Origin of the sequence: Agrobacterium vacciniicorymbosi, assembly GCF_040427045.1 — a bacterium.
GTDB lineage: Bacteria > Pseudomonadota > Alphaproteobacteria > Rhizobiales > Rhizobiaceae > Agrobacterium.
Map to the genome: position 1 here is coordinate 127750 of NZ_JBETMF010000010.1, position 18089 is coordinate 145838.

Genomic DNA, 18089 nt, shown 5'->3' on the forward strand with positions numbered 1-18089 from the left:
GTCAGGACTTGAAGTCAGGCTTCGTCCGGCGTATTTTGGAAGTATTCTAAATTCCGGGATGTCCTCCTGACGTCCTGAAGGAGATTGCAATGTTCATTCAGACGGAATCCACGCCGAACCCGGCAACGCTGAAGTTTCTTCCCGGCAAGGTCGTTCTGGAGAGCGGCACGGCGGAGTTCCTGAATGCCGCGCAGGCGCAAGCCTCTCCGCTGGCTGCGGTTCTGTTCGAAATTCCGGGTGTCACCGGCGTTTATTACGGCTTCGATTTCATCACCGTCAGCAAGGACGGCGCGGAATGGCAGCACCTGAAGCCCGCCATCCTCGGCTCGATCATGGAGCATTTCATGTCCGGTCGCCCGCTGATGGGTACGGCTGTCGCGGCTGAAATCTCGGATGAGGAAGAAGAGTTCTTCGAAGCAGGCGATGAAACCATCGTAGCCACCATCAAGGAACTGCTCGAAACCCGCGTTCGTCCTGCCGTTGCGCAGGATGGTGGCGACATCACCTTCCGTGGTTTCCGTGATGGTACTGTCTTCCTCAACATGAAGGGTGCATGCTCCGGCTGCCCGTCTTCCACGGCAACGTTGAAGCATGGTGTGCAGAACCTGCTGCGCCACTTCGTGCCTGAAGTGCAAGAGGTCGAGGCCGTCTGATACAGAGGCGGCTCAAGCGATGATCGTTCTATCCATCGACACATCGGGTGTGGATTGCTCTGCCTGTCTCTATGACAGTGCTGAGGATGTCGTGCTGGGTGAAGTCACCGAAAATATCGGCAAGGGCCATGCGGAACTGCTGATGGGTATCATCGATGGTGCCCTGGAACAGGCGTCCGTGGCGCTGAAAGATGTCGAGCGGATTGCAGTCACCATCGGTCCCGGTTCCTTTACCGGCATTCGTGTTGGTGTGGCCGCTGCGCGTGGCTTTGCCCTGTCGCTGGGCATCGAGGCGGTGGGCATTACCACGCTGGAAACACTGGCGGCGCATTACCAAGCTCAAAATCCCGGCCTGCCGGTGGCCGTCGGGCTGGATGCCAAGCGTGACGAGGCCTATCTCCAGACCTTTGCGGCGGATGGATCGCCCTTGAGCGAGCCAGCGCTTTTGTCGCTGGACGATGCGAAAGCTGCGCTTGCGGGCTTTGCTGGCACTGTTATCGGCTCTGCCGCACCGCTTTTCGCGGGTGGCGAAACAGGCTCCGGGCCGGACAGGTTTGCGATTGCGACGGTTGCCCGTCTGGGTGCGCAAAAGCCTGAAGGCATGCCGAAGCCCGCACCGCTTTATCTGCGCGGACCGGATGCAAAGCCGCAGGCGGGATTTGCGCTGGAACGCCGCCCGGTTGCCTGATAGGGCAATCGATAGCTATTCTGCGGATGATTCCCTGCAATGTTTGACGATTATCTCAGCTGGAAACCGTTTTTCGAAGTCGTGACGATGGAGCACGCTGACTGCGCCGACGTGGCCACACTCCATCAGGAGCGCTTTCCGCGACCGTGGAGCGACGGCGAATTTTCGAGCCTTCTGGGCCAGTCCAGCGTGTTCGGTTTCATCGCGCGCCAGACCAATGCGTTTTTCAGCAAGCCGCTGGGTGGTTTCGTTCTGTCGCGCGAAGCAGGTGGAGAGGCCGAAATCCTGACCGTTGCCGTCAGCGACAAGTTTGCCCGCTCCGGCCTCGGCTGGCGGCTGATGCAGGCGGCGATGCGCGAAGCGGGCATGCGCGGCGCGGAAACCATGTTTCTGGAGGTGGATGGCGGTAATCTGTCGGCCATCGGTCTCTATAAAAAGCTCGGCTTCAAGACGGTCGCCGAGCGGCAGGCGTATTACACAGCGAAAGACGGTACGAAATCGACGGCGCTTGTCATGCGTCGTGATCTTCGCTAGTTCGTGTAGACATTGAAATCAGCGCTTTGCGCCATCCAACGGAAGCATCTGGAAGCCGGACGACGTGATAGACCTCTCTAAAACCCTGGAAGAACTTTGTGCCGAGCGCGGTATGCGCATGACCGATCAGCGTCGTGTGATTGCCCGCGTTCTCCAGGAATCCGACGATCACCCAGATGTCGAAGAGCTGTATCGTCGATCGTCCGCGGTCGATCCGCGTATCTCCATTTCCACGGTCTATCGCACGGTCAAGCTGTTCGAGGATGCCGGTATCATCGAGCGGCATGACTTTCGTGATGGCCGTTCGCGCTATGAGACAATGCCGGAAGAGCATCACGATCACCTGATAGATCTCAAGCATGGTGTGGTGATCGAGTTTCATTCCCCGGAAATCGAAGCGCTTCAGGAAAAGATCGCCCGTGAACACGGCTTCAAGCTGGTGGATCACAGGCTCGAACTCTATGGTGTTCCGCTCAAGCCCGAAGAAAACTGAACCGGACATGGGGCCACGGAGCGAATGAAGCGATGATGTGGCTGCGGGTTATCTATCTGGGTGTCCTTCTGGCGCTGGTGACACTGGTCCTGCTGCCGGTGCAGCTTCTGGCCCTTTGTTTCGATTGGCCGATCAGGCGTCGTCTGCCGCGCTGGTGGCACAGGGTCGCCTGCCACGGGCTGGGCATCAAGGTTCATGTTCACGGCTCGCTGGAGCGGGCAAAGCCGCTGCTTCTGGTGGTCAATCATGTGTCGTGGAAGGACATCATGATTGTCGGCAGCGTGGCCGACGTGGCCTTTATTGCCAAAACGGAAGTGCGCCACTGGCCAATCTTTGGGGTTTTGGCCCGTTTGCAGAAAACCATTTTCGTAGCGCGCGAGCAGAAGCGTGCCGCAGGCGTGCAGGTCAATGAGATCGCGGAACGTCTGGCAGGTGGCGAAATCGTCGTTCTGTTTCCGGAAGGGACAACATCCGACGGCAACCGGCTGCTGCCCATCAAGTCGTCGCTGTTCGGTGCAGCCTCCAGTGCTGCCGATCAGGTGCCAGGGCAGATGGTCTATGTCCAGCCCGTGGCCATTGCCTATACCGGCATTCAGGGCATGGCGATGGGGCGTTACCACCGCAGCGTTGCAGCCTGGCCCGGCAGTCTGGAATTGCTGCCATCGCTTTTCGGGTTGATGAAGGCGGGCGCTATCGATGTGGACGTCTCCTTTGGCGACGCCATTCCCTTCCACCGGGGCGATAATCGCAAGACCCTGAGCGCGGATGCGACGGCGTCTCTAAGGTCCATGCTCAATTTCTCTTTGCGCGGCGGATGGCGAAAGTCTCGTTGATTCCCTGTTTTCAGCATCGGACTGTCGGAAAACCGCGATACACTTTTCGGTCCGATGCTGTGAATCCACATTTTTCTGTTTAATCTGGCGCTCAAAATCATTAGATAGCGGCCATGACCCAGGAAACGATCGGCCTCGAGGCCGCCCCAACTGCTCTTCGCGAAGGCGCAAACAGCCGTAAGGTCTTTATCAAGACCTATGGCTGTCAGATGAATGTCTATGATTCCGTTCGCATGAGCGATGCTCTGGCGAAGGACGGCTACGTGCCGACCGAAGACATGGGCGAGGCGGATCTGGTTCTTCTCAATACCTGTCACATCCGCGAAAAGGCTGCCGAGAAGGTCTACTCCGCACTGGGCCGTCTTCGCGACATGAAGAAATCCCGCGAGGAGCAGGGCCGCGAATTCATGATCGGCGTTGCCGGTTGTGTGGCGCAGGCCGAGGGCGAGGAAATTCTGCGCCGTGCACCGGCGGTCGACGTGGTCATCGGCCCGCAGACCTACCACCGCCTGCCGGAAGCCTTGAAGCGCGTGCGTGGCGGCGAGCGCGTCATCGAAACCGAATATGCGGTTGAAGACAAGTTCGACCATTTGCCGGTCGCGGAAAAGTCGAAGCTGCGCGCGCGTGGCGTAACAGCCTTTCTGACGGTGCAGGAAGGCTGCGACAAGTTTTGTACCTTCTGCGTGGTGCCCTATACGCGCGGGTCGGAAGTCTCGCGGCCCGTGCACCAGATCGTCGATGAGGCCATGAAGCTGGCGGATGCCGGCGTGCGCGAAATCACGCTGCTTGGCCAAAACGTCAATGCCTGGCGGGGAACCGGCCCAAAGGGCGAGCAATGGGGCCTTGCCGAACTGCTGTATCGTCTGGCCGAAATCCCCGGTCTTGCCCGACTGCGTTACACCACCAGCCACCCGCGTGACATGGATGATCAGCTGATTGGCGCGCATCGCGATCTGCGCAGCCTGATGCCCTATCTGCATCTACCGGTGCAATCCGGCTCGGACCGAATTCTGAAAGCCATGAACCGTCGCCACACCGGCGAGGAGTATATTAGGCTTATTGAAAAGATTCGTGGCGCCCGCCCTGATATTGCCATGTCCGGGGATTTTATTGTTGGTTTCCCCGGTGAGACGGATCAGGATTTCGAAGATACGCTCGCCATCGTGGATCATGTGAAATACGCGCAGGCCTTTTCGTTCAAATATTCGACACGCCCCGGCACACCGGGGGCGGATTTGACCGATCAGGTACCCGAGGATGTGAAGGCCGAAAGGCTGGAGCGACTACAGGCTTTGTTGCTGAAACAGCAGCATGACTTTGCCGGATCGCTGGTCGGCAAGACCATGGATGTGCTGCTGGAAAAGCCGGGCCGGATGCCTGGCCAGTTGATCGGACGATCTCCTTGGCTACAATCTGTGAATCTTGATGCAAACGACATGAAAATCGGCGACATTATTCATGTACGAATCACCGCAACGGGTCCAAACAGCTTGTTTGCCGAGGTGGCATAAAGCTAGAGTGAGGAACCCACACTGATTAGGACGGGAGCCTGACCGCTTGAACGCACACGAATTGGTATCACCCTCATCGCGCCAGCCACGCCCAGCCGCGACCGACGCCAATCACTTCGTCCTCACGTTCGAGAATAACAGGATAGCCGGAGAGCTATTCGGTCAGTTCGATCAAAACCTGAAATTGCTGGAACAGCGACTGAACATCGATGCGCGCCCGCGCGGCAACTCCGTTGCCATTACCGGTGAACTGGTTGCCACCAATCAGGCACGCAGGGCGCTGGATTTCCTCTATCAGCGTCTGCTGAAGGGCGGAAGTGTCGAGGAATCGGACGTCGAAGGTGCCATCCGCATGGCGGTGGCTGCGGATGACCAGCTGACCCTGCCGACCATGGAACGCAAAGCCAAGGTCTCCATGGCGCAAATCTCCACCCGCAAGAAGACCATCGCAGCGCGCACACCGACGCAGGACGTCTATATGCGGGCGCTGGAACAGTCGGAGCTTGTCTTCGGTGTCGGTCCTGCCGGTACGGGCAAGACCTATCTGGCCGTGGCCCATGCTGCGCAGCTTCTGGAACGGGGCGTGGTGGATCGTATCATCCTGTCGCGTCCAGCGGTGGAAGCGGGTGAACGTCTGGGCTTCCTGCCCGGCGATATGAAGGAAAAGGTCGATCCCTACCTTCGTCCGCTCTATGACGCGCTCTACGACATGATGCCGGGCGACAAGGTGGAGCGTGCCATTCAGGCGGGCGTCATCGAAATTGCGCCGCTCGCCTTCATGCGCGGACGCACGCTTGCCAATGCCGCCGTCATTCTCGATGAGGCCCAGAACACCACGACGATGCAGATGAAGATGTTTCTGACGCGTCTGGGTGAAAACGGCCGCATGATCGTGACCGGTGACCCAAGCCAGGTGGACTTGCCACGCGGCGTGAAATCCGGCCTCGTGGAAGCGCTGCAAATCCTGCCCGATGTCGAGGGTGTGTCCGTCGTCCGCTTCAAGGACGTCGATGTCGTTCGCCATCCGATGGTCGCACGCATCGTCCGCGCCTATGAAGCTCAGACGGCAGTGCCGGATGAAAGCCTGCCAAGAGGCATGTGATTTTAGATTTTCGTCATCCTCGGGCTTGTCCCGAGGATCTGCTACGCCTCATGTGTCTCAACGTGATTAGATCCTCGGGACAAGCCCGAGGATGACGGAACACTGAGAAGACGTTTCATGATAGAAGCGGCCTTCAAAAATATTTTGTTACAGCCGCTAACAGGAACTAAAAAGCATAAGCATGACTGTGCTGGATATTCAAATAAGTGTCGAGGCCGAAAGCTGGACCTCGGAAGAAGAGCTTTATGTCTTCAGCACGAAGGTGCTAGATGCGGCTGTCGATTTTCTAAAATCGGAAGAGAATCAGCCCTTTCCGAAACAGCCGGTCGAGCTGTCGCTGGTCTTTACGGATGACGAAGCCATTCGTGAAATCAATGCCGAATGGCGCGACAAGGACAAGGCGACGAATGTCCTGTCTTTTCCGGCCTATCCGCTGGAGCCGGGCGGCATGCCGGGGCCGATGCTGGGTGATATCGTCATCGCGCGCGAGACTGTTGAGCGCGAGGCCTTTGATCTGGAGAAGAGTTTCGAGGATCATTTGACACATCTTCTGGTGCATGGATTTTTGCATCTTTTCGGTTACGATCATCTGGACACCGAAGAAGCGGAAGAAATGGAAGGGCTTGAGACTCGCATTTTGGCGAAGCTTGGTCTATCTGATCCCTATGCGGGACAGGAACCGCTTTGATTTAACAGTTTGGGACCATGAACGAACATTCGGCACGACCGCCCCTGGAGGGCAAAGACACCGGGGAACAATCCTCATCGGAGGAGGGCAGTAGTCCCTTACGGCAGGACTATCAGGCCAAACCCAGAGCCAGCATCTGGTCTCGCATCTCGAGGCTTCTAAAGCCATCGCAGGGCGAGCGTCTTCGAGAAGACATTACCGACGCGCTGATGACCGATACCGAAATCGGTGCCGCGTTCACGCCCGAAGAGCGGGCAATGCTCAACAACATCCTGCGTTTCCGGGAAGTCCGCGTCGAGGACATCATGATCCCGCGCGTCGATATTGACGGGCTCGATCAGGACATGACCATCGGCGAAGCGATGATCCTGTTTGAAGAAACGGGCCGCTCGCGCATGCCTGTCTATGACGAGACGCTGGATAACCCCAAGGGCATGATCCATATTCGCGATCTTCTGTCCTTCATCGGCAAGCAGGCCCGCAACAAGCGCCGCGTCGGTTCGCGTGCTAGCGCGGCGGGTGAAGCCAAGGCGGCAAAATCGCCCCGCGCCAATTTCGACCTTGCCCGCGTCGATCTGGAAAAAACGCTGGCGGAAGCGGGCATCATCCGCAAAATCCTCTTTGCGCCACCGTCCATGCTGGCGTCGACGCTTCTCAAGACCATGCAGGCGCAGCGCACCCAGCTGGCGCTGGTCATCGATGAATATGGTGGCACTGACGGTCTGGTCAGCCATGAAGACATCGTGGAAATGGTCATTGGCGATATCGATGACGAGCACGATAAGGACGAGACGATGTTCTCGCGCCTGTCCGCCGACGTGCTGATTGCCGATGCGCGTGCCGAACTGACCGAACTGGCCGAGGCCATCGGCCCGGATTTCGATGTGCGCGAGCATATCGAGGAAATCGATACGCTGGGCGGTCTGATTTTCTTCGCGCTGGGCCGTATTCCGGTCAAGGGTGAAGTGGTTCGGGCGGTATCCGGTTTCGAATTCCATATTCTGGATGCCGATTCCCGCCGCATCAAGGGCGTGCGCATCGTGCGCAACCAGTCTTCCGAGGGCGAGGATGATCAGGCGCCTGCCGAAGCGGTCAGCGATGTCGTGCTGGCGCTGCCATCTCCGACCAGCCGTGCGGATAGTGCGTCCGCCTGAATTTAAGGCAATGATTTCAGATTGAAGGCCGCGGACTGTTCGTTCTGCGGCCTTTCTGTTTCAGGCCGGTGCGTGTCTGTAAAATAGGCGAAGTGGAGCCTGTGGACGCGCGCTTTTTTTTACAGTAAGTCCCGTTAAGCAGACGGTGTCGCCTCCCGTGTATCTTGTGTCGGACGGTGCCTTAACAAGGTGGAGACTGCATGGAGCGGCTGGCGGGCAAGATCATGTTGAGTAGTGGTTTTGGCCGCACAATCACCGCCATTCTTGCCGGTGCCGTGGGTGCGCTTGCCTTTCCGCCCTTCGGTTTCTTCGCGGCCCTCTTCATCTCTTTCACGCTGCTGGTCTGGTTGATCGATGGCACCACGGGCAGTCCCGAGGGTGGCGTCTGGTCTCGTGGCTGGAAAACCTTCGTCATAGGCTGGCTGTTCGGCCTCGGCTATTTCGTGGCGGGCCTGTGGTGGCTGGGCAATGCGCTGCTGCTGGAGGCGGATGAATTCGCCTGGGCCCTGCCGCTCGCCATTCTCGGCCTTCCCGCCTGCCTAGCCATATTTTACGGGCTTGCCGTCATGCTGGCCAACCTGTTGTGGTCGGATGGCTGGGGCAGGATCGCTGCACTGGCTGCATCCTTCGGCCTGATCGAATGGCTGCGCAGCTTCATTCTCACCGGCTTTCCATGGAATACGGTGGGCTACGGCCTGATGCCCATTCCGATGATGATGCAGACATCCAACCTGATCGGCATTTTCGGCATGTCGATGGTGGCCGTCTTCGTCTTTTCCAGCCCGGCGCTGTTGGGAACGAAGAAAGGCATGCTTCCGGGCCTGTCCATCGCCCTGCTGATGCTGGCGGCACATCTCGGTTACGGTGCTAACCGTTTGCAGCAACCGCTGCCGGTTGCCGATGATGCGCTGACCGTTCGGATCGTGCAGCCCGGCATCGATCAGTCCCGCAAGATGCTGAACGAGGACCGGGCGGAAATCTTCAAGGAGCATCTGCGCCTGTCTGCGCTGCCGCCGACGGCAGGCCAGAAGCGGGCGGACATCATCGTCTGGCCGGAAACCTCGGTTCCCTTCATTCTGACCCAGAACCCGGACGCACTGGAAGAGATCGCCAAGACGCTGGAAGACGGGCAAATCCTGTTGACCGGTGCGGTGCGGATGGAAGATGCGGGGGCGGGCCATGCGCCACGCTATTATAATTCGGTCTATGCCATCGATAGCCAGGGCCAGATCATCGGTGCGACCGACAAGGTGCACCTCGTGCCATTCGGTGAATATGTGCCGTTCGAGAATGTGCTGCGCAATTTCGGCATCAACAATCTGATCAGCCTGCCGGGTGGCTTTTCACCGGCGGTGACGCGGGAGCCGATCACACTGCCATCGGGCAAGAAGCTCGATTCCTTCATCTGCTATGAGATCATTTTTCCGGGCGAAGTGCCATCTGACATCGCCACCTCGACGGCCATCGTCAACGTCACCAACGATGGCTGGTTCGGCAATACGCCGGGCCCGTATCAGCATTTTCAGCAGGCGAGAATCCGCGCGGTCGAAACCGGCGTTCCGGTGATTCGCGCGGCCAATACGGGCATTTCGGCCTTTATAGACCCTCTGGGGCGAATTGTCGCAGGTCTTGACTACGGTCAAAAGGGAATAATCGATTCTACTTTAAGTAGTCACGCTACTGGCGTGATGACCGCAGATATGCGACAAATGCACTTTTGGTTGTTCTTTGGTCTATTACTCGTCATCGCATTCATTTCAAGGATTGGTTTGATGAATCGGAAGAATTGACCAAAAACCCCTAAAATTGCATAGTGAACTTGTTAGGTTGCACAACGCACATGATATATTCCGTGTTGCGACAATCCTACAGTTCAGGATTTGCACAGGTGTGTAGTCGATAACCCCGAATAAACTGAATGTCAGGACCATAACAATGACAGAGAACAAGAAGAAGCCGAACCCGATTGACATTCATGTCGGGAGCCGCATCCGCCTCCGCCGCACCATGCTGGGCATGAGCCAGGAAAAGCTGGGTGAGAGCCTTGGCATCACCTTCCAGCAGATTCAGAAGTATGAAAAGGGAACGAACCGCGTTGGCGCCAGCCGCCTGCAGAACATTTCCGGCATTCTGAACGTTCCGGTTTCCTTCTTCTTCGAAGATGCGCCGGGCGACCAGGCTGTCAACCCAACCGGCATGGCCGAAGCAACCAGCTCCAACTACGTGGTCGACTTCCTGTCTTCCTCCGAAGGCCTGCAGCTGAACCGCGCCTTCGTGAAGATCAACGATCCCAAGGTTCGCCGCCGCATCGTCGATCTGGTCAAGGCGCTGGCCGCCGAAGGCGACGCCGAGTAATTTCACGGCTTCAAAACAGTCGGACGACTACAACGGCCCTTCGGGGCCGTTTTTTATTGGGTAAGCATGAGTTAGGAATTCTCATATAAAGATATATTTATGTCGTTGTGTCCTTGTTTTTTTCGACCAAACTGACTAACAAACCGGAAGACACTTCTTTGAGGGGAATCCCGCATGCGCGCTAATTACCTGTTCACCAGCGAGTCTGTTGCTGAAGGTCACCCTGACAAGGTGTGTGACCGCATTTCCGATGAAATCGTCGATCTCATCTATCGTGAAGCCGCCAAGACCGGCGTCGATCCGTGGACTGTGCGCATTGCTTGCGAAACGCTTGCCACGACCAATCGCGTGATTATCGCTGGCGAAGTCCGCGTTCCCGACACGCTGTTGAAGAAAGACAAGGAAGGCAACGTCCTGAAGGACGCGAGCGGCCATCCGGTCATCAACCCGGCCAAGTTCAAGGCTGCGGCGCGCAAGGCCATTCGTGACATCGGTTACGAGCAGGACGGCTTCCATTGGAAGACGGCCAAGATCGACGTGCTGCTGCACCCACAGTCTGCCGACATCGCGCAGGGCGTGGACAATGCATCCGACAAGCAGGGTGACGAAGGCGCTGGCGACCAGGGCATCATGTTCGGTTACGCCTGCAAGGAAACGCCGGACCTGATGCCGGCCCCGATCTATTATTCGCACCGCATTCTTCAGCTTCTGGCCACCGCCCGCAAGAGCGGCGAAGGCGAAGCTGCAAAGCTTGGCCCTGACGCGAAGAGCCAGGTGACCGTGCGCTACGTCGATGGCAAGGCATCCGAAGCAGTCTCCATCGTTCTCTCCACGCAGCATCTGGATGCCAGCTGGGATTCGAAGAAGGTTCGCGACGTCGTGGAGCCTTACATCCGCGAAGCTCTTGGCGACCTCAAGATCGCCAATGATTGCCAGTGGTACATCAACCCGACCGGCAAGTTCGTGATCGGTGGTCCTGATGGTGACGCGGGCCTGACGGGCCGCAAGATCATCGTGGACACTTACGGCGGTGCAGCCCCACACGGCGGCGGTGCATTCTCCGGCAAGGACACGACCAAGGTCGACCGTTCGGCTGCCTATGCTGCCCGCTATCTCGCAAAGAACGTCGTGGCTGCTGGTCTCGCAGAACGTTGCACCATTCAGCTGTCCTACGCCATCGGCGTGGCCCAGCCGCTGTCGGTCTATGTCGATCTGCACCAGACCGGCAAGCTGAGCGAAGACGAAGTCGAAGCAGCGATCCGCAAGGTCATGGATCTGTCTCCTTCCGGCATCCGTCGCCACCTTGACCTCAACAAGCCAATCTACGCAAAGACGTCCTCCTACGGCCATTTCGGTCGCAAGGCCGGTCGTGACGGTTCCTTCTCCTGGGAGAAGCTGGATCTCGTCAAGCCGCTCAAGGATGCATTGAAAGCCGCATAAGGCTTGTCAATCGCCGTTGATTGAGAGATACGGTCTGAAGGTTTTGAAACCCGCACAGCGCCATAAACAGGCGCGGTGCGGGTTATCCATTTGCTGAGAGTGTTGACATGACGGAAGAGCGGCGTTCACGCGCAACGGAAGCGTTTTTTGGCCGGCGTAAAGGCAAGCCGCTGCGCAACCAGCAGGTCGATACGATCGAGAACCTTCTGCCTTTGCTGAAGGTGGACCTGGCGACGCAGCCGCCCAAAAACCTCGCGGCGCTTTTTCCCGCCGATGTGAAATCCATTCGCCTCGAAATCGGCTTTGGCGGTGGTGAGCATCTGATTCACCGCGCCTCTGAAAATCCTGATACCGGTTTCATCGGCGTCGAGCCCTTCGTCAATTCCATGGCAAAGCTTCTGGGCAGCGTGAAAGAGCGCGAGCTGATGAACATCCGCCTCTATGACGACGACGCGACGCAATTGCTGGACTGGTTGCCGGATGCGTGCATCGACCATATCGATCTGCTCTATCCCGATCCATGGCCGAAGAAGAAGCATTGGAAGCGCCGTTTCGTATCGGACGTCAATCTGGCGCGGTTCCACCGGGTGCTGAAGCCCGGCGGCAAGTTCTGCTTCGCCTCCGATATCGACACCTATATCAACTGGACGCTGCAGCATTGCGCCGCCCATGGCGGTTTCGAATGGACGGCGCAGGTCTCTGCCGACTGGACGACGCCCTTCGCCAATTGGCCGGGCACGCGTTACGAGAACAAGGCGAAGCGTGAGGGTCGCAGCTCCGCCTATCTCACCTTCATCCGCACCTGATTGTCAAATCTTCGCATCCACCTCGGATGCGACGGGAATGGATGGCTGGGCGCCGGGCTTGGTGCAGGCCAGCGAACCGGCGACGGCAGCACGGCGAAGCGCTGCCTCGAAATCCAGACCGGCATCGAGGCTCGCGGCCAGATAGCCGCAGAACGTATCACCCGCACCGACCGTATCGACCGGCTCGATCTTCAGGCCCTTGGCCTTGACGAGCTTGCCGTTGCGAATGGCAATCACGCCTTCTGCGCCCAGCGTGACGATCAGCGTCTGGCCAGTTTCGTCATGCAGGGCGGCGAGTTCCTTCTCCCGCTGGTCGGAAGACAGGCCGTTTTTGCCGATCAGCAGTTCGAATTCAGTCTCATTGGCAATGACGACATCCGCCAGTCGCGACAGGCGCTGCGCCTCAGACGTCAGCGGCGCGGTGTTGATGAGCGTGGTCACGCGCTTTGCCTTGGCGGCCTTCAGCGCGGCTTCGATGGCTTCGGCGGGAACCTCGAACTGCAACATCAGGATATCGCCTGCCGCCATTTCAGAGAGGGCGCGTTCTGCATCGGCTTCCGAGACTTCGCCATTGGCGGCGGGAATGACCGAAATCATGTTTTCACCGCCCTCACCAATGAGGATAACGGCGGTTCCGGTGGGGACGGCAACGGTCTTGACCAGTGACAGGTCCGCCCTTGCATCACGCAGCAGGGTCAGGGCAGGCGCAGCGAAACTATCGTCGCCAACGGCACCCGCCATTTTCACCTCTGCACCCGCCCGGCGTGCCGCCAGCGCCTGATTGGCACCCTTGCCACCGGCTGCGGTCGAAAATGTCTTGCCAGTCACCGTCTCGCCCGGCTTTGGCAGGCGGTCGGAAATGGCAACGAGGTCCATGTTGATGGAGCCGAAAACTGTGATCATGCGGGTCATTCCATAAGGGACGAAAAAGAAGGCGACTTTGCCGAGTGGATCACTCGTCGTCAACCACCCTCAGCTTGGCGGTGCCAGCGCGCACATCCGCGATGCGCCGCAACTGTTCGGCCTCCAGATGGGCGATTTCCTTTTGCGATGGTGCGAAATCGAGGCTTTCGATCTTGATACCGCGCGCCAGCACCTTGTCTGACGAGGTCAGCATCATGTCCACATCCTTCTGCACCAGCCCGAAATGCGCCTGCAATTTGCGGGTCCGCTCGTCCAGACGCCGCACATCATCCATCAGCATCGCCACTTCGCCCTGAATGAGATGCGCCTGTTCGCGCATTCGCTGGTCTTTCAGCACCGACTGGATGACCTGCACGGAGAGCATCAGCAAGGATGGCGAGACGATCACCACGCGCGAGCGGTGGGCGCGCTGAACCAGATTTTCGAAATGCTGGTGGATATCGGCAAAGATCGATTCCGAGGGAACGAATATGAAGGCCGTATCCTGCGTTTCGCCTGATATGAGATATTTGTCCGCGACATCGCGAATATGCACCTCCATATCGCGGCGAAACTGCTGGGTGGCGGCGCGTTTGCCGTCGGCCCCCTCTTCCGCCTTCAGCGCATTCCATGCTTCCAGCGGAAACTTGGCGTCGATAACCAGCGGTGGCGCATTGTTCGGCATCTTGATCGTGCAATCAGGACGAAACCCGTTCGAAAGTGTGGGCTGCAAGCTATAGGAGCCGGAGGGCAGCGCGTCGGCAATCAGCGCTTCCATACGCGCCTGCCCGAACGCACCGCGCGTCTGCTTGTTGTTGAGGATCGCCTGCAGGCCGATGACGTCCTTGGCCAGGTCCTGAATATTGCCCTGCGCGGCATCGATGACTGCGAGGCGTTCCTGCAACTTGCTGAGATTCTCGTGCGTGGAGCGTGTCTGCTCCGTCAAGGTGGTGCCGATGCGCTGCGACATGCCGTCCAGCCTGTCGTTCAGCGTCTGGCTCATCTCGTTCTGGCGGGCGCTCAGGCTTTCCGTCATGGCGGCGATGCGGCCATGCAGTTCCGATTGGGTTCTGAGAAGCTCGGTGATTTCATCGCGCGACTGATCGACGACAGGCGGTCTGCGCCAGACGAAGGCGGCAGCCACCAGACAGCCTGCGACGATGATGCCGAGCAAAGCGCCGACCGATATATGCAGGTCGCCGAGACTGAAAGCTGTCGTACCAAGGGCAGTGAGATCGATGTTCATGCGCAAATCTACCAGATTTCTCGTGATTCGTAAGATCAAACCAAGAACATTTCTGGGGCCTAATTGAGTCCTATGGATCGCTGAAACAGACCTTATTCCGGGCCTTTATTTTTTGTTTCCTCCAAAGATGAGATGCGTTATGGGAAGCCATGACCATCAAACCGCTTATTATTTTGCCTGATCCGTTGTTGCGCCAGCAATCCAAGCCTATCGAACGGGTGGATGCCGAGATCGTGCGTCTTGCCGATGATATGCTGGAAACCATGTATGATGCGCCGGGCATCGGCCTTGCCGCCATCCAGATCGGCGTGCCGCGCCGCATGCTGGTCATCGACATCTCGCGCGAAGACGAAGACCGCAAGCCGGTCGTTTTCATCAACCCGGAAATCCTCACAGTGTCGGACGATGTTTCGACCTATGAGGAGGGCTGTCTATCCATTCCGGATTATTATGCCGAGGTGGAGCGTCCAGCTTCGCTGACGGTTGGCTATATCGACCGCGACGGCAAACAGCAGACGGTGGAAGCCGATGGCCTTCTGGCCACCTGTCTGCAACATGAAATCGACCATCTGAACGGTGTTCTGTTCATCGACCACATTTCCCGCCTGAAACGGGATATGGTCATCAAGAAATTCACCAAGGCGGCCCGCGCAAAAGTCTGATTTGCCTGACTTGGCGGTCGGCATATCGGGTCTTTGAGGGCAGGGGGCGAGCATGGCACTGCGCATTATTTTCATGGGAACACCGGAATTTTCCGTTCCCACGCTGCGCGCGCTGGTCGATGCGGGCCATCAGATCTCCGCTGTCTATACGCAGCCGCCACGGCCCGGTGGTCGTCGCGGGCTCGATCTCCAGAAATCGCCCGTGCATCAGGCTGCCGAATTGCTCGGCATTCCGGTGCTGACGCCGCTAAATTTCAAGGCGGAAGAAGACAGGGTGGAGTTCAAGGCCTTCAATGCTGACGTGGCCGTCGTCGTTGCCTATGGCCTGCTGCTGCCAGAGGCCATTTTGAATGGCACAGACCTTGGTTGCTACAATGGTCACGCCTCGCTGCTGCCGCGCTGGCGCGGCGCGGCCCCCATTCAGCGCGCGATTATGGCTGGCGATACCGAAACCGGCATGATGGTGATGCAGATGGAAAAGGGGCTGGACACCGGCCCCGTCGCGCTGACGGCAAAGGTTGCCATCGGTCCGAACACGACCGCTGGCGAATTGCATGACAGCCTGATGCTGGCGGGTGCGCGGTTGATGCGCGAGGCGATGCTGAAGCTTGAAGATCGCGATCTGCCGCTGACACCGCAGGCGGAAGAGGGCGTTCTCTACGCCGCCAAGATCGACAAGGCCGAGACCCGCATCAATTTTTCCTGGTCCAGCCAGGATGTGCACAATCACATTCGCGGCCTCTCGCCCTTTCCCGGCGCTTGGTTCGAAATGGAGATCAATGGCAAGGCGGAGCGTGTGAAGGTTCTGGAGACGGAACTGGCAAGCGGCATGGGCGAAGCTGGCTCCGTTCTGGACGATGCCCTGACGGTCGCCTGCGGAAGCGGTGCGGTACGGCTGGTGCGTCTGCAAAAGGCGGGTGGTAAGCCGATGCTGGCCGCAGACTTCCTGCGCGGTACGCCCGTTGCTGTCGGTACGAGGCTCGGCTGATGCCACGCTTCCGCATGACCGTCGAATATGACGGTTCCCCCTATTTCGGCTGGCAGCGACAGACCAATGGTCCGTCCGTTCAGGGCGCGCTGGAAGCAGCCGTGCTGTCGCTGACGACAGAGACGGTCAGCTTTCGTGGCGCAGGCCGCACCGATTCTGGCGTTCACGCCAGGGGTCAGGTTGTGCATGTCGACCTCATCCGCGCCTGGGAGCCTTACAAGCTGCGCAACGCGCTGAATGCGCATCTGGCCATGGCCGGAGAGGCAGTTTCGGTTCTCGATGTTGAAGCTGTCACCGAGGATTTCGACGCACGCTTTTCGGCGCTGCGCCGCCACTATCTCTACCGCATCATCTGCCGCAAATCCCGGTTGGCGCTGGAACACAAGCGGGCCTGGTGGGTGTCGAAAGACCTCGACCATGAGGTCATGCATGCGGCAGCCCAGACGCTGGTCGGTCGGCATGATTTCACCACCTTCCGCTCCGTTCACTGCCAGGCCAACAGTCCGGTCAGAACGCTCGACCGGCTGGATGTGACGCGCGATGGCGACCTGATCGAGATCCGCGCGACGGCGCAAAGCTTTCTGCACAATCAGATCCGCTCCTTTGCCGGCACGCTGAAGCTGGCCGGTGATGGCGGCATGACGGTCGATGATGTGAAAGCAGCGCTGGAGGCGCGTGACCGCAAGGCCTGCGGCCCGGTCGCCCCGCCTGATGGCCTCTATTTCATGCAGGTCGATTATCCTGACGTGATACCGCCGCGCCTGCCCAGAACGGAGACGAACAATGACGGTGACGATCTATCATAACCCCGCCTGCGGCACGTCGCGCAACACGCTGGCCATGATCCGCCAATCTGGCGAAGAACCCGTTATCATCGAATATCTGAAGACGCCGCCATCACGCGCCGAGATCGTCTCTCTTGCGCAAAAGATCGGCGTGCCGCTGCGCAGCCTCCTGCGGGAAAAAGGCACGCCCTATGCGGAGCTTGGCCTTTCGGACGAGAGCTTGAGCGACGATGCCTTGCTGGATGCCATCGAAGCGCATCCAATCATTCTAAACCGGCCTATCGTGGTGACGGACAAGGGCGCGCGCCTCTGCCGCCCGTCGGAACTCGTGCTGGATATTCTGGCCGATGGCAGCATCGGTCGCTTCACCAAGGAAGATGGCGAGGTTGTGCCTGAACGCTGATTTTTGCGGAAGCCAGGCGACAGTAGGCGGTGGCGGGTTTGGCTCACCCCCCCTCTGTCCTGCCGGACATCTCCCCACAGGTGGGGAGATCGACTTGTTGCTAGCTCTCGCCCATCTTTAACCCTGCTGGTGAGGCACGCGTTTGCGTCTTGCCGATCTCCCTCCTTGTGGGGGAGATGTCCGGCAGGACAGAGGGGGTGAGCCACGCCCGCCACGCCTGTAATGAAACGATTCACAAACCAGTCTTCAGCTGGGATAGACGCCCAGAAAGCGTTGCAGCACTTCCGACAGGATCATGCCGGGAATGAGCAGTGTCATGACGAGTGCGGCGACGAGCAGGGGCTGTTCCCGCACGAAGAACTTCACGATACGGGAAAAGCTGAAGACCAGCGTCAGCAACAGCGAAAACCACAGGATCGCGACCAAACCCTGCAAGGAAGGAACCAGCAGCGCGATCAGGATCAGCGTTGCATAGGCATAGGAAAAGGGCAGCGACAGCCAGTTGGCGACGACGACGAGGGCGGAAAACTTCTGCTTGGCACCGAATGCCACCAGCAAGAGCCCGATGAGGATCAGCGGCACCATCCAGCAGATGGCCTCGACCATGGCCAGCCGCAAAAAGAAGATGGCGCCGGTGCCGACACCTTTCGGCAAAACGGACAGATAGGCCTCATGCCACCAGTACCATGACAGGGCCATGGACGGCAGGCACCACAGGGCCGCATAGAAAGACCGGGCCATGCCGCGATCCGTCAAATCCAGCAAACGCCCACCAGCCGGATCGCCCAGAAACAGCAGCCACAGGCCTCTAACGTATAAGGTTATCTCGTTATACGATGGCATGA

20 protein-coding genes are annotated in these 18089 nt (G+C 58.6%); 17 read left to right on the forward strand and 3 right to left on the reverse strand.

Annotation, left to right across the window (positions count from 1 at the left end):
• Positions 1 to 89: 89 nt before the first annotated feature.
• The 13 genes from ABUK73_RS16525 to trmB all read left to right on the forward strand — a co-directional run bounded on the left by ABUK73_RS16525 (position 90) and on the right by trmB (position 12257).
• A complete protein-coding gene (locus ABUK73_RS16525; protein WP_062451583.1) occupies positions 90 to 653 on the forward strand; it encodes a NifU family protein in 564 nt (187 codons plus the stop codon).
• A 19-nt stretch (positions 654 to 672) separates the two neighbouring features.
• Positions 673 to 1341, forward strand: a complete 669-nt coding sequence (tsaB, locus tag ABUK73_RS16530; protein ID WP_353578223.1) for a tRNA (adenosine(37)-N6)-threonylcarbamoyltransferase complex dimerization subunit type 1 TsaB — start codon at positions 673 to 675, stop codon at positions 1339 to 1341.
• A gap of 39 nt (positions 1342 to 1380) precedes the next feature.
• On the forward strand, positions 1381 to 1875 hold the full coding sequence (locus ABUK73_RS16535) for a GNAT family N-acetyltransferase (protein ID WP_353578224.1): 495 nt from the start codon (positions 1381 to 1383) through the stop codon (positions 1873 to 1875).
• Between the two features lie 64 nt (positions 1876 to 1939).
• The gene (locus ABUK73_RS16540; protein ID WP_113087234.1) at positions 1940 to 2368 is read left to right on the forward strand and encodes a Fur family transcriptional regulator; all 429 of its coding nucleotides are present in this window, start codon (positions 1940 to 1942) and stop codon (positions 2366 to 2368) included.
• 32 nt (positions 2369 to 2400) lie between these two features.
• Complete coding sequence (locus tag ABUK73_RS16545; RefSeq protein WP_353578225.1) at positions 2401 to 3201, forward strand: lysophospholipid acyltransferase family protein; 801 nt, start codon at positions 2401 to 2403, stop codon at positions 3199 to 3201.
• A 113-nt stretch (positions 3202 to 3314) separates the two neighbouring features.
• Positions 3315 to 4712 carry a tRNA (N6-isopentenyl adenosine(37)-C2)-methylthiotransferase MiaB gene (gene miaB / locus ABUK73_RS16550; protein ID WP_353578226.1) on the forward strand — a complete coding sequence of 466 codons (1398 nt, stop codon included), beginning with the start codon at positions 3315 to 3317 and terminating at the stop codon, positions 4710 to 4712.
• A 46-nt stretch (positions 4713 to 4758) separates the two neighbouring features.
• Positions 4759 to 5814, forward strand: a complete 1056-nt coding sequence (locus tag ABUK73_RS16555) for a PhoH family protein (RefSeq protein WP_353578227.1) — start codon at positions 4759 to 4761, stop codon at positions 5812 to 5814.
• 181 nt (positions 5815 to 5995) lie between these two features.
• Positions 5996 to 6502: an rRNA maturation RNase YbeY gene (gene ybeY, locus ABUK73_RS16560; protein ID WP_353578228.1), complete on the forward strand. Its 507-nt coding sequence runs from the start codon at positions 5996 to 5998 to the stop codon at positions 6500 to 6502.
• A 17-nt stretch (positions 6503 to 6519) separates the two neighbouring features.
• Complete coding sequence (locus ABUK73_RS16565; protein ID WP_353578229.1) at positions 6520 to 7656, forward strand: hemolysin family protein; 1137 nt, start codon at positions 6520 to 6522, stop codon at positions 7654 to 7656.
• Positions 7657 to 7856: 200 nt separating this feature from the next.
• Positions 7857 to 9446, forward strand: coding sequence for an apolipoprotein N-acyltransferase (lnt, locus tag ABUK73_RS16570; protein WP_353578230.1), 1590 nt, complete (start codon positions 7857 to 7859; stop codon positions 9444 to 9446).
• A 145-nt stretch (positions 9447 to 9591) separates the two neighbouring features.
• Positions 9592 to 10011: a helix-turn-helix domain-containing protein gene (locus tag ABUK73_RS16575; protein ID WP_113087227.1), complete on the forward strand. Its 420-nt coding sequence runs from the start codon at positions 9592 to 9594 to the stop codon at positions 10009 to 10011.
• Positions 10012 to 10185: 174 nt separating this feature from the next.
• Positions 10186 to 11451: a methionine adenosyltransferase gene (gene metK, locus ABUK73_RS16580; RefSeq protein WP_353578231.1), complete on the forward strand. Its 1266-nt coding sequence runs from the start codon at positions 10186 to 10188 to the stop codon at positions 11449 to 11451.
• A gap of 107 nt (positions 11452 to 11558) precedes the next feature.
• Positions 11559 to 12257, forward strand: a complete 699-nt coding sequence (trmB, locus tag ABUK73_RS16585) for a tRNA (guanosine(46)-N7)-methyltransferase TrmB (protein WP_353578232.1) — start codon at positions 11559 to 11561, stop codon at positions 12255 to 12257.
• Positions 12258 to 12260: 3 nt separating this feature from the next.
• On the opposite strand, the gene ABUK73_RS16590 is transcribed toward trmB, so the two are convergent.
• The gene (locus ABUK73_RS16590) at positions 12261 to 13160 is read right to left on the reverse strand and encodes a ribokinase (protein ID WP_353578233.1); all 900 of its coding nucleotides are present in this window, start codon (positions 13158 to 13160) and stop codon (positions 12261 to 12263) included.
• Between the two features lie 49 nt (positions 13161 to 13209).
• On the reverse strand, positions 13210 to 14406 hold the full coding sequence (locus ABUK73_RS16595; RefSeq protein ID WP_353578234.1) for a DNA recombination protein RmuC: 1197 nt from the start codon (positions 14404 to 14406) through the stop codon (positions 13210 to 13212).
• A gap of 149 nt (positions 14407 to 14555) precedes the next feature.
• Here ABUK73_RS16595 and def point away from each other — a divergent pair, with 149 nt between their 5' ends.
• From def to arsC, 4 genes are read left to right on the forward strand one after another with little or no spacing between them, the layout of a single operon-like run.
• Positions 14556 to 15068 carry a peptide deformylase gene (gene def / locus ABUK73_RS16600; protein ID WP_353578235.1) on the forward strand — a complete coding sequence of 171 codons (513 nt, stop codon included), beginning with the start codon at positions 14556 to 14558 and terminating at the stop codon, positions 15066 to 15068.
• A 52-nt stretch (positions 15069 to 15120) separates the two neighbouring features.
• Positions 15121 to 16056, forward strand: a complete 936-nt coding sequence (gene fmt / locus ABUK73_RS16605; protein WP_353578236.1) for a methionyl-tRNA formyltransferase — start codon at positions 15121 to 15123, stop codon at positions 16054 to 16056.
• Positions 16056 to 16862 carry a tRNA pseudouridine(38-40) synthase TruA gene (gene truA, locus ABUK73_RS16610; protein WP_353578237.1) on the forward strand — a complete coding sequence of 269 codons (807 nt, stop codon included), beginning with the start codon at positions 16056 to 16058 and terminating at the stop codon, positions 16860 to 16862. Before fmt ends, truA begins: the two co-directional genes overlap by 1 nt.
• Positions 16840 to 17244 carry an arsenate reductase (glutaredoxin) gene (gene arsC / locus ABUK73_RS16615; RefSeq protein ID WP_353578238.1) on the forward strand — a complete coding sequence of 135 codons (405 nt, stop codon included), beginning with the start codon at positions 16840 to 16842 and terminating at the stop codon, positions 17242 to 17244. Before truA ends, arsC begins: the two co-directional genes overlap by 23 nt.
• A gap of 246 nt (positions 17245 to 17490) precedes the next feature.
• On the opposite strand, the gene ABUK73_RS16620 is transcribed toward arsC, so the two are convergent.
• Positions 17491 to 18087: a hypothetical protein gene (locus ABUK73_RS16620; protein WP_113086402.1), complete on the reverse strand. Its 597-nt coding sequence runs from the start codon at positions 18085 to 18087 to the stop codon at positions 17491 to 17493.
• Between the last annotated feature and the right edge of the window lie 2 nt (positions 18088 to 18089).

Coding starts and splice junctions, on each gene's coding strand:
- arsC (WP_353578238.1), top strand. CDS start 16,840: ATGACGGTGACGATCTATCATAACCCCGCCTGCGGCACGTCGCGCAAC.
- trmB (WP_353578232.1), top strand. CDS start 11,559: ATGACGGAAGAGCGGCGTTCACGCGCAACGGAAGCGTTTTTTGGCCGG.
- truA (WP_353578237.1), top strand. CDS start 16,056: ATGCCACGCTTCCGCATGACCGTCGAATATGACGGTTCCCCCTATTTC.
- ABUK73_RS16590 (WP_353578233.1), bottom strand. CDS start 13,160: ATGATCACAGTTTTCGGCTCCATCAACATGGACCTCGTTGCCATTTCC.
- ABUK73_RS16535 (WP_353578224.1), top strand. CDS start 1,381: ATGTTTGACGATTATCTCAGCTGGAAACCGTTTTTCGAAGTCGTGACG.
- fmt (WP_353578236.1), top strand. CDS start 15,121: ATGGCACTGCGCATTATTTTCATGGGAACACCGGAATTTTCCGTTCCC.
- tsaB (WP_353578223.1), top strand. CDS start 673: ATGATCGTTCTATCCATCGACACATCGGGTGTGGATTGCTCTGCCTGT.
- ABUK73_RS16595 (WP_353578234.1), bottom strand. CDS start 14,406: ATGAACATCGATCTCACTGCCCTTGGTACGACAGCTTTCAGTCTCGGC.
- ABUK73_RS16565 (WP_353578229.1), top strand. CDS start 6,520: ATGAACGAACATTCGGCACGACCGCCCCTGGAGGGCAAAGACACCGGG.
- ybeY (WP_353578228.1), top strand. CDS start 5,996: ATGACTGTGCTGGATATTCAAATAAGTGTCGAGGCCGAAAGCTGGACC.
- lnt (WP_353578230.1), top strand. CDS start 7,857: ATGGAGCGGCTGGCGGGCAAGATCATGTTGAGTAGTGGTTTTGGCCGC.
- def (WP_353578235.1), top strand. CDS start 14,556: ATGACCATCAAACCGCTTATTATTTTGCCTGATCCGTTGTTGCGCCAG.
- metK (WP_353578231.1), top strand. CDS start 10,186: ATGCGCGCTAATTACCTGTTCACCAGCGAGTCTGTTGCTGAAGGTCAC.
- ABUK73_RS16525 (WP_062451583.1), top strand. CDS start 90: ATGTTCATTCAGACGGAATCCACGCCGAACCCGGCAACGCTGAAGTTT.
- ABUK73_RS16575 (WP_113087227.1), top strand. CDS start 9,592: ATGACAGAGAACAAGAAGAAGCCGAACCCGATTGACATTCATGTCGGG.
- ABUK73_RS16545 (WP_353578225.1), top strand. CDS start 2,401: ATGATGTGGCTGCGGGTTATCTATCTGGGTGTCCTTCTGGCGCTGGTG.
- ABUK73_RS16620 (WP_113086402.1), bottom strand. CDS start 18,087: ATGCCATCGTATAACGAGATAACCTTATACGTTAGAGGCCTGTGGCTG.
- miaB (WP_353578226.1), top strand. CDS start 3,315: ATGACCCAGGAAACGATCGGCCTCGAGGCCGCCCCAACTGCTCTTCGC.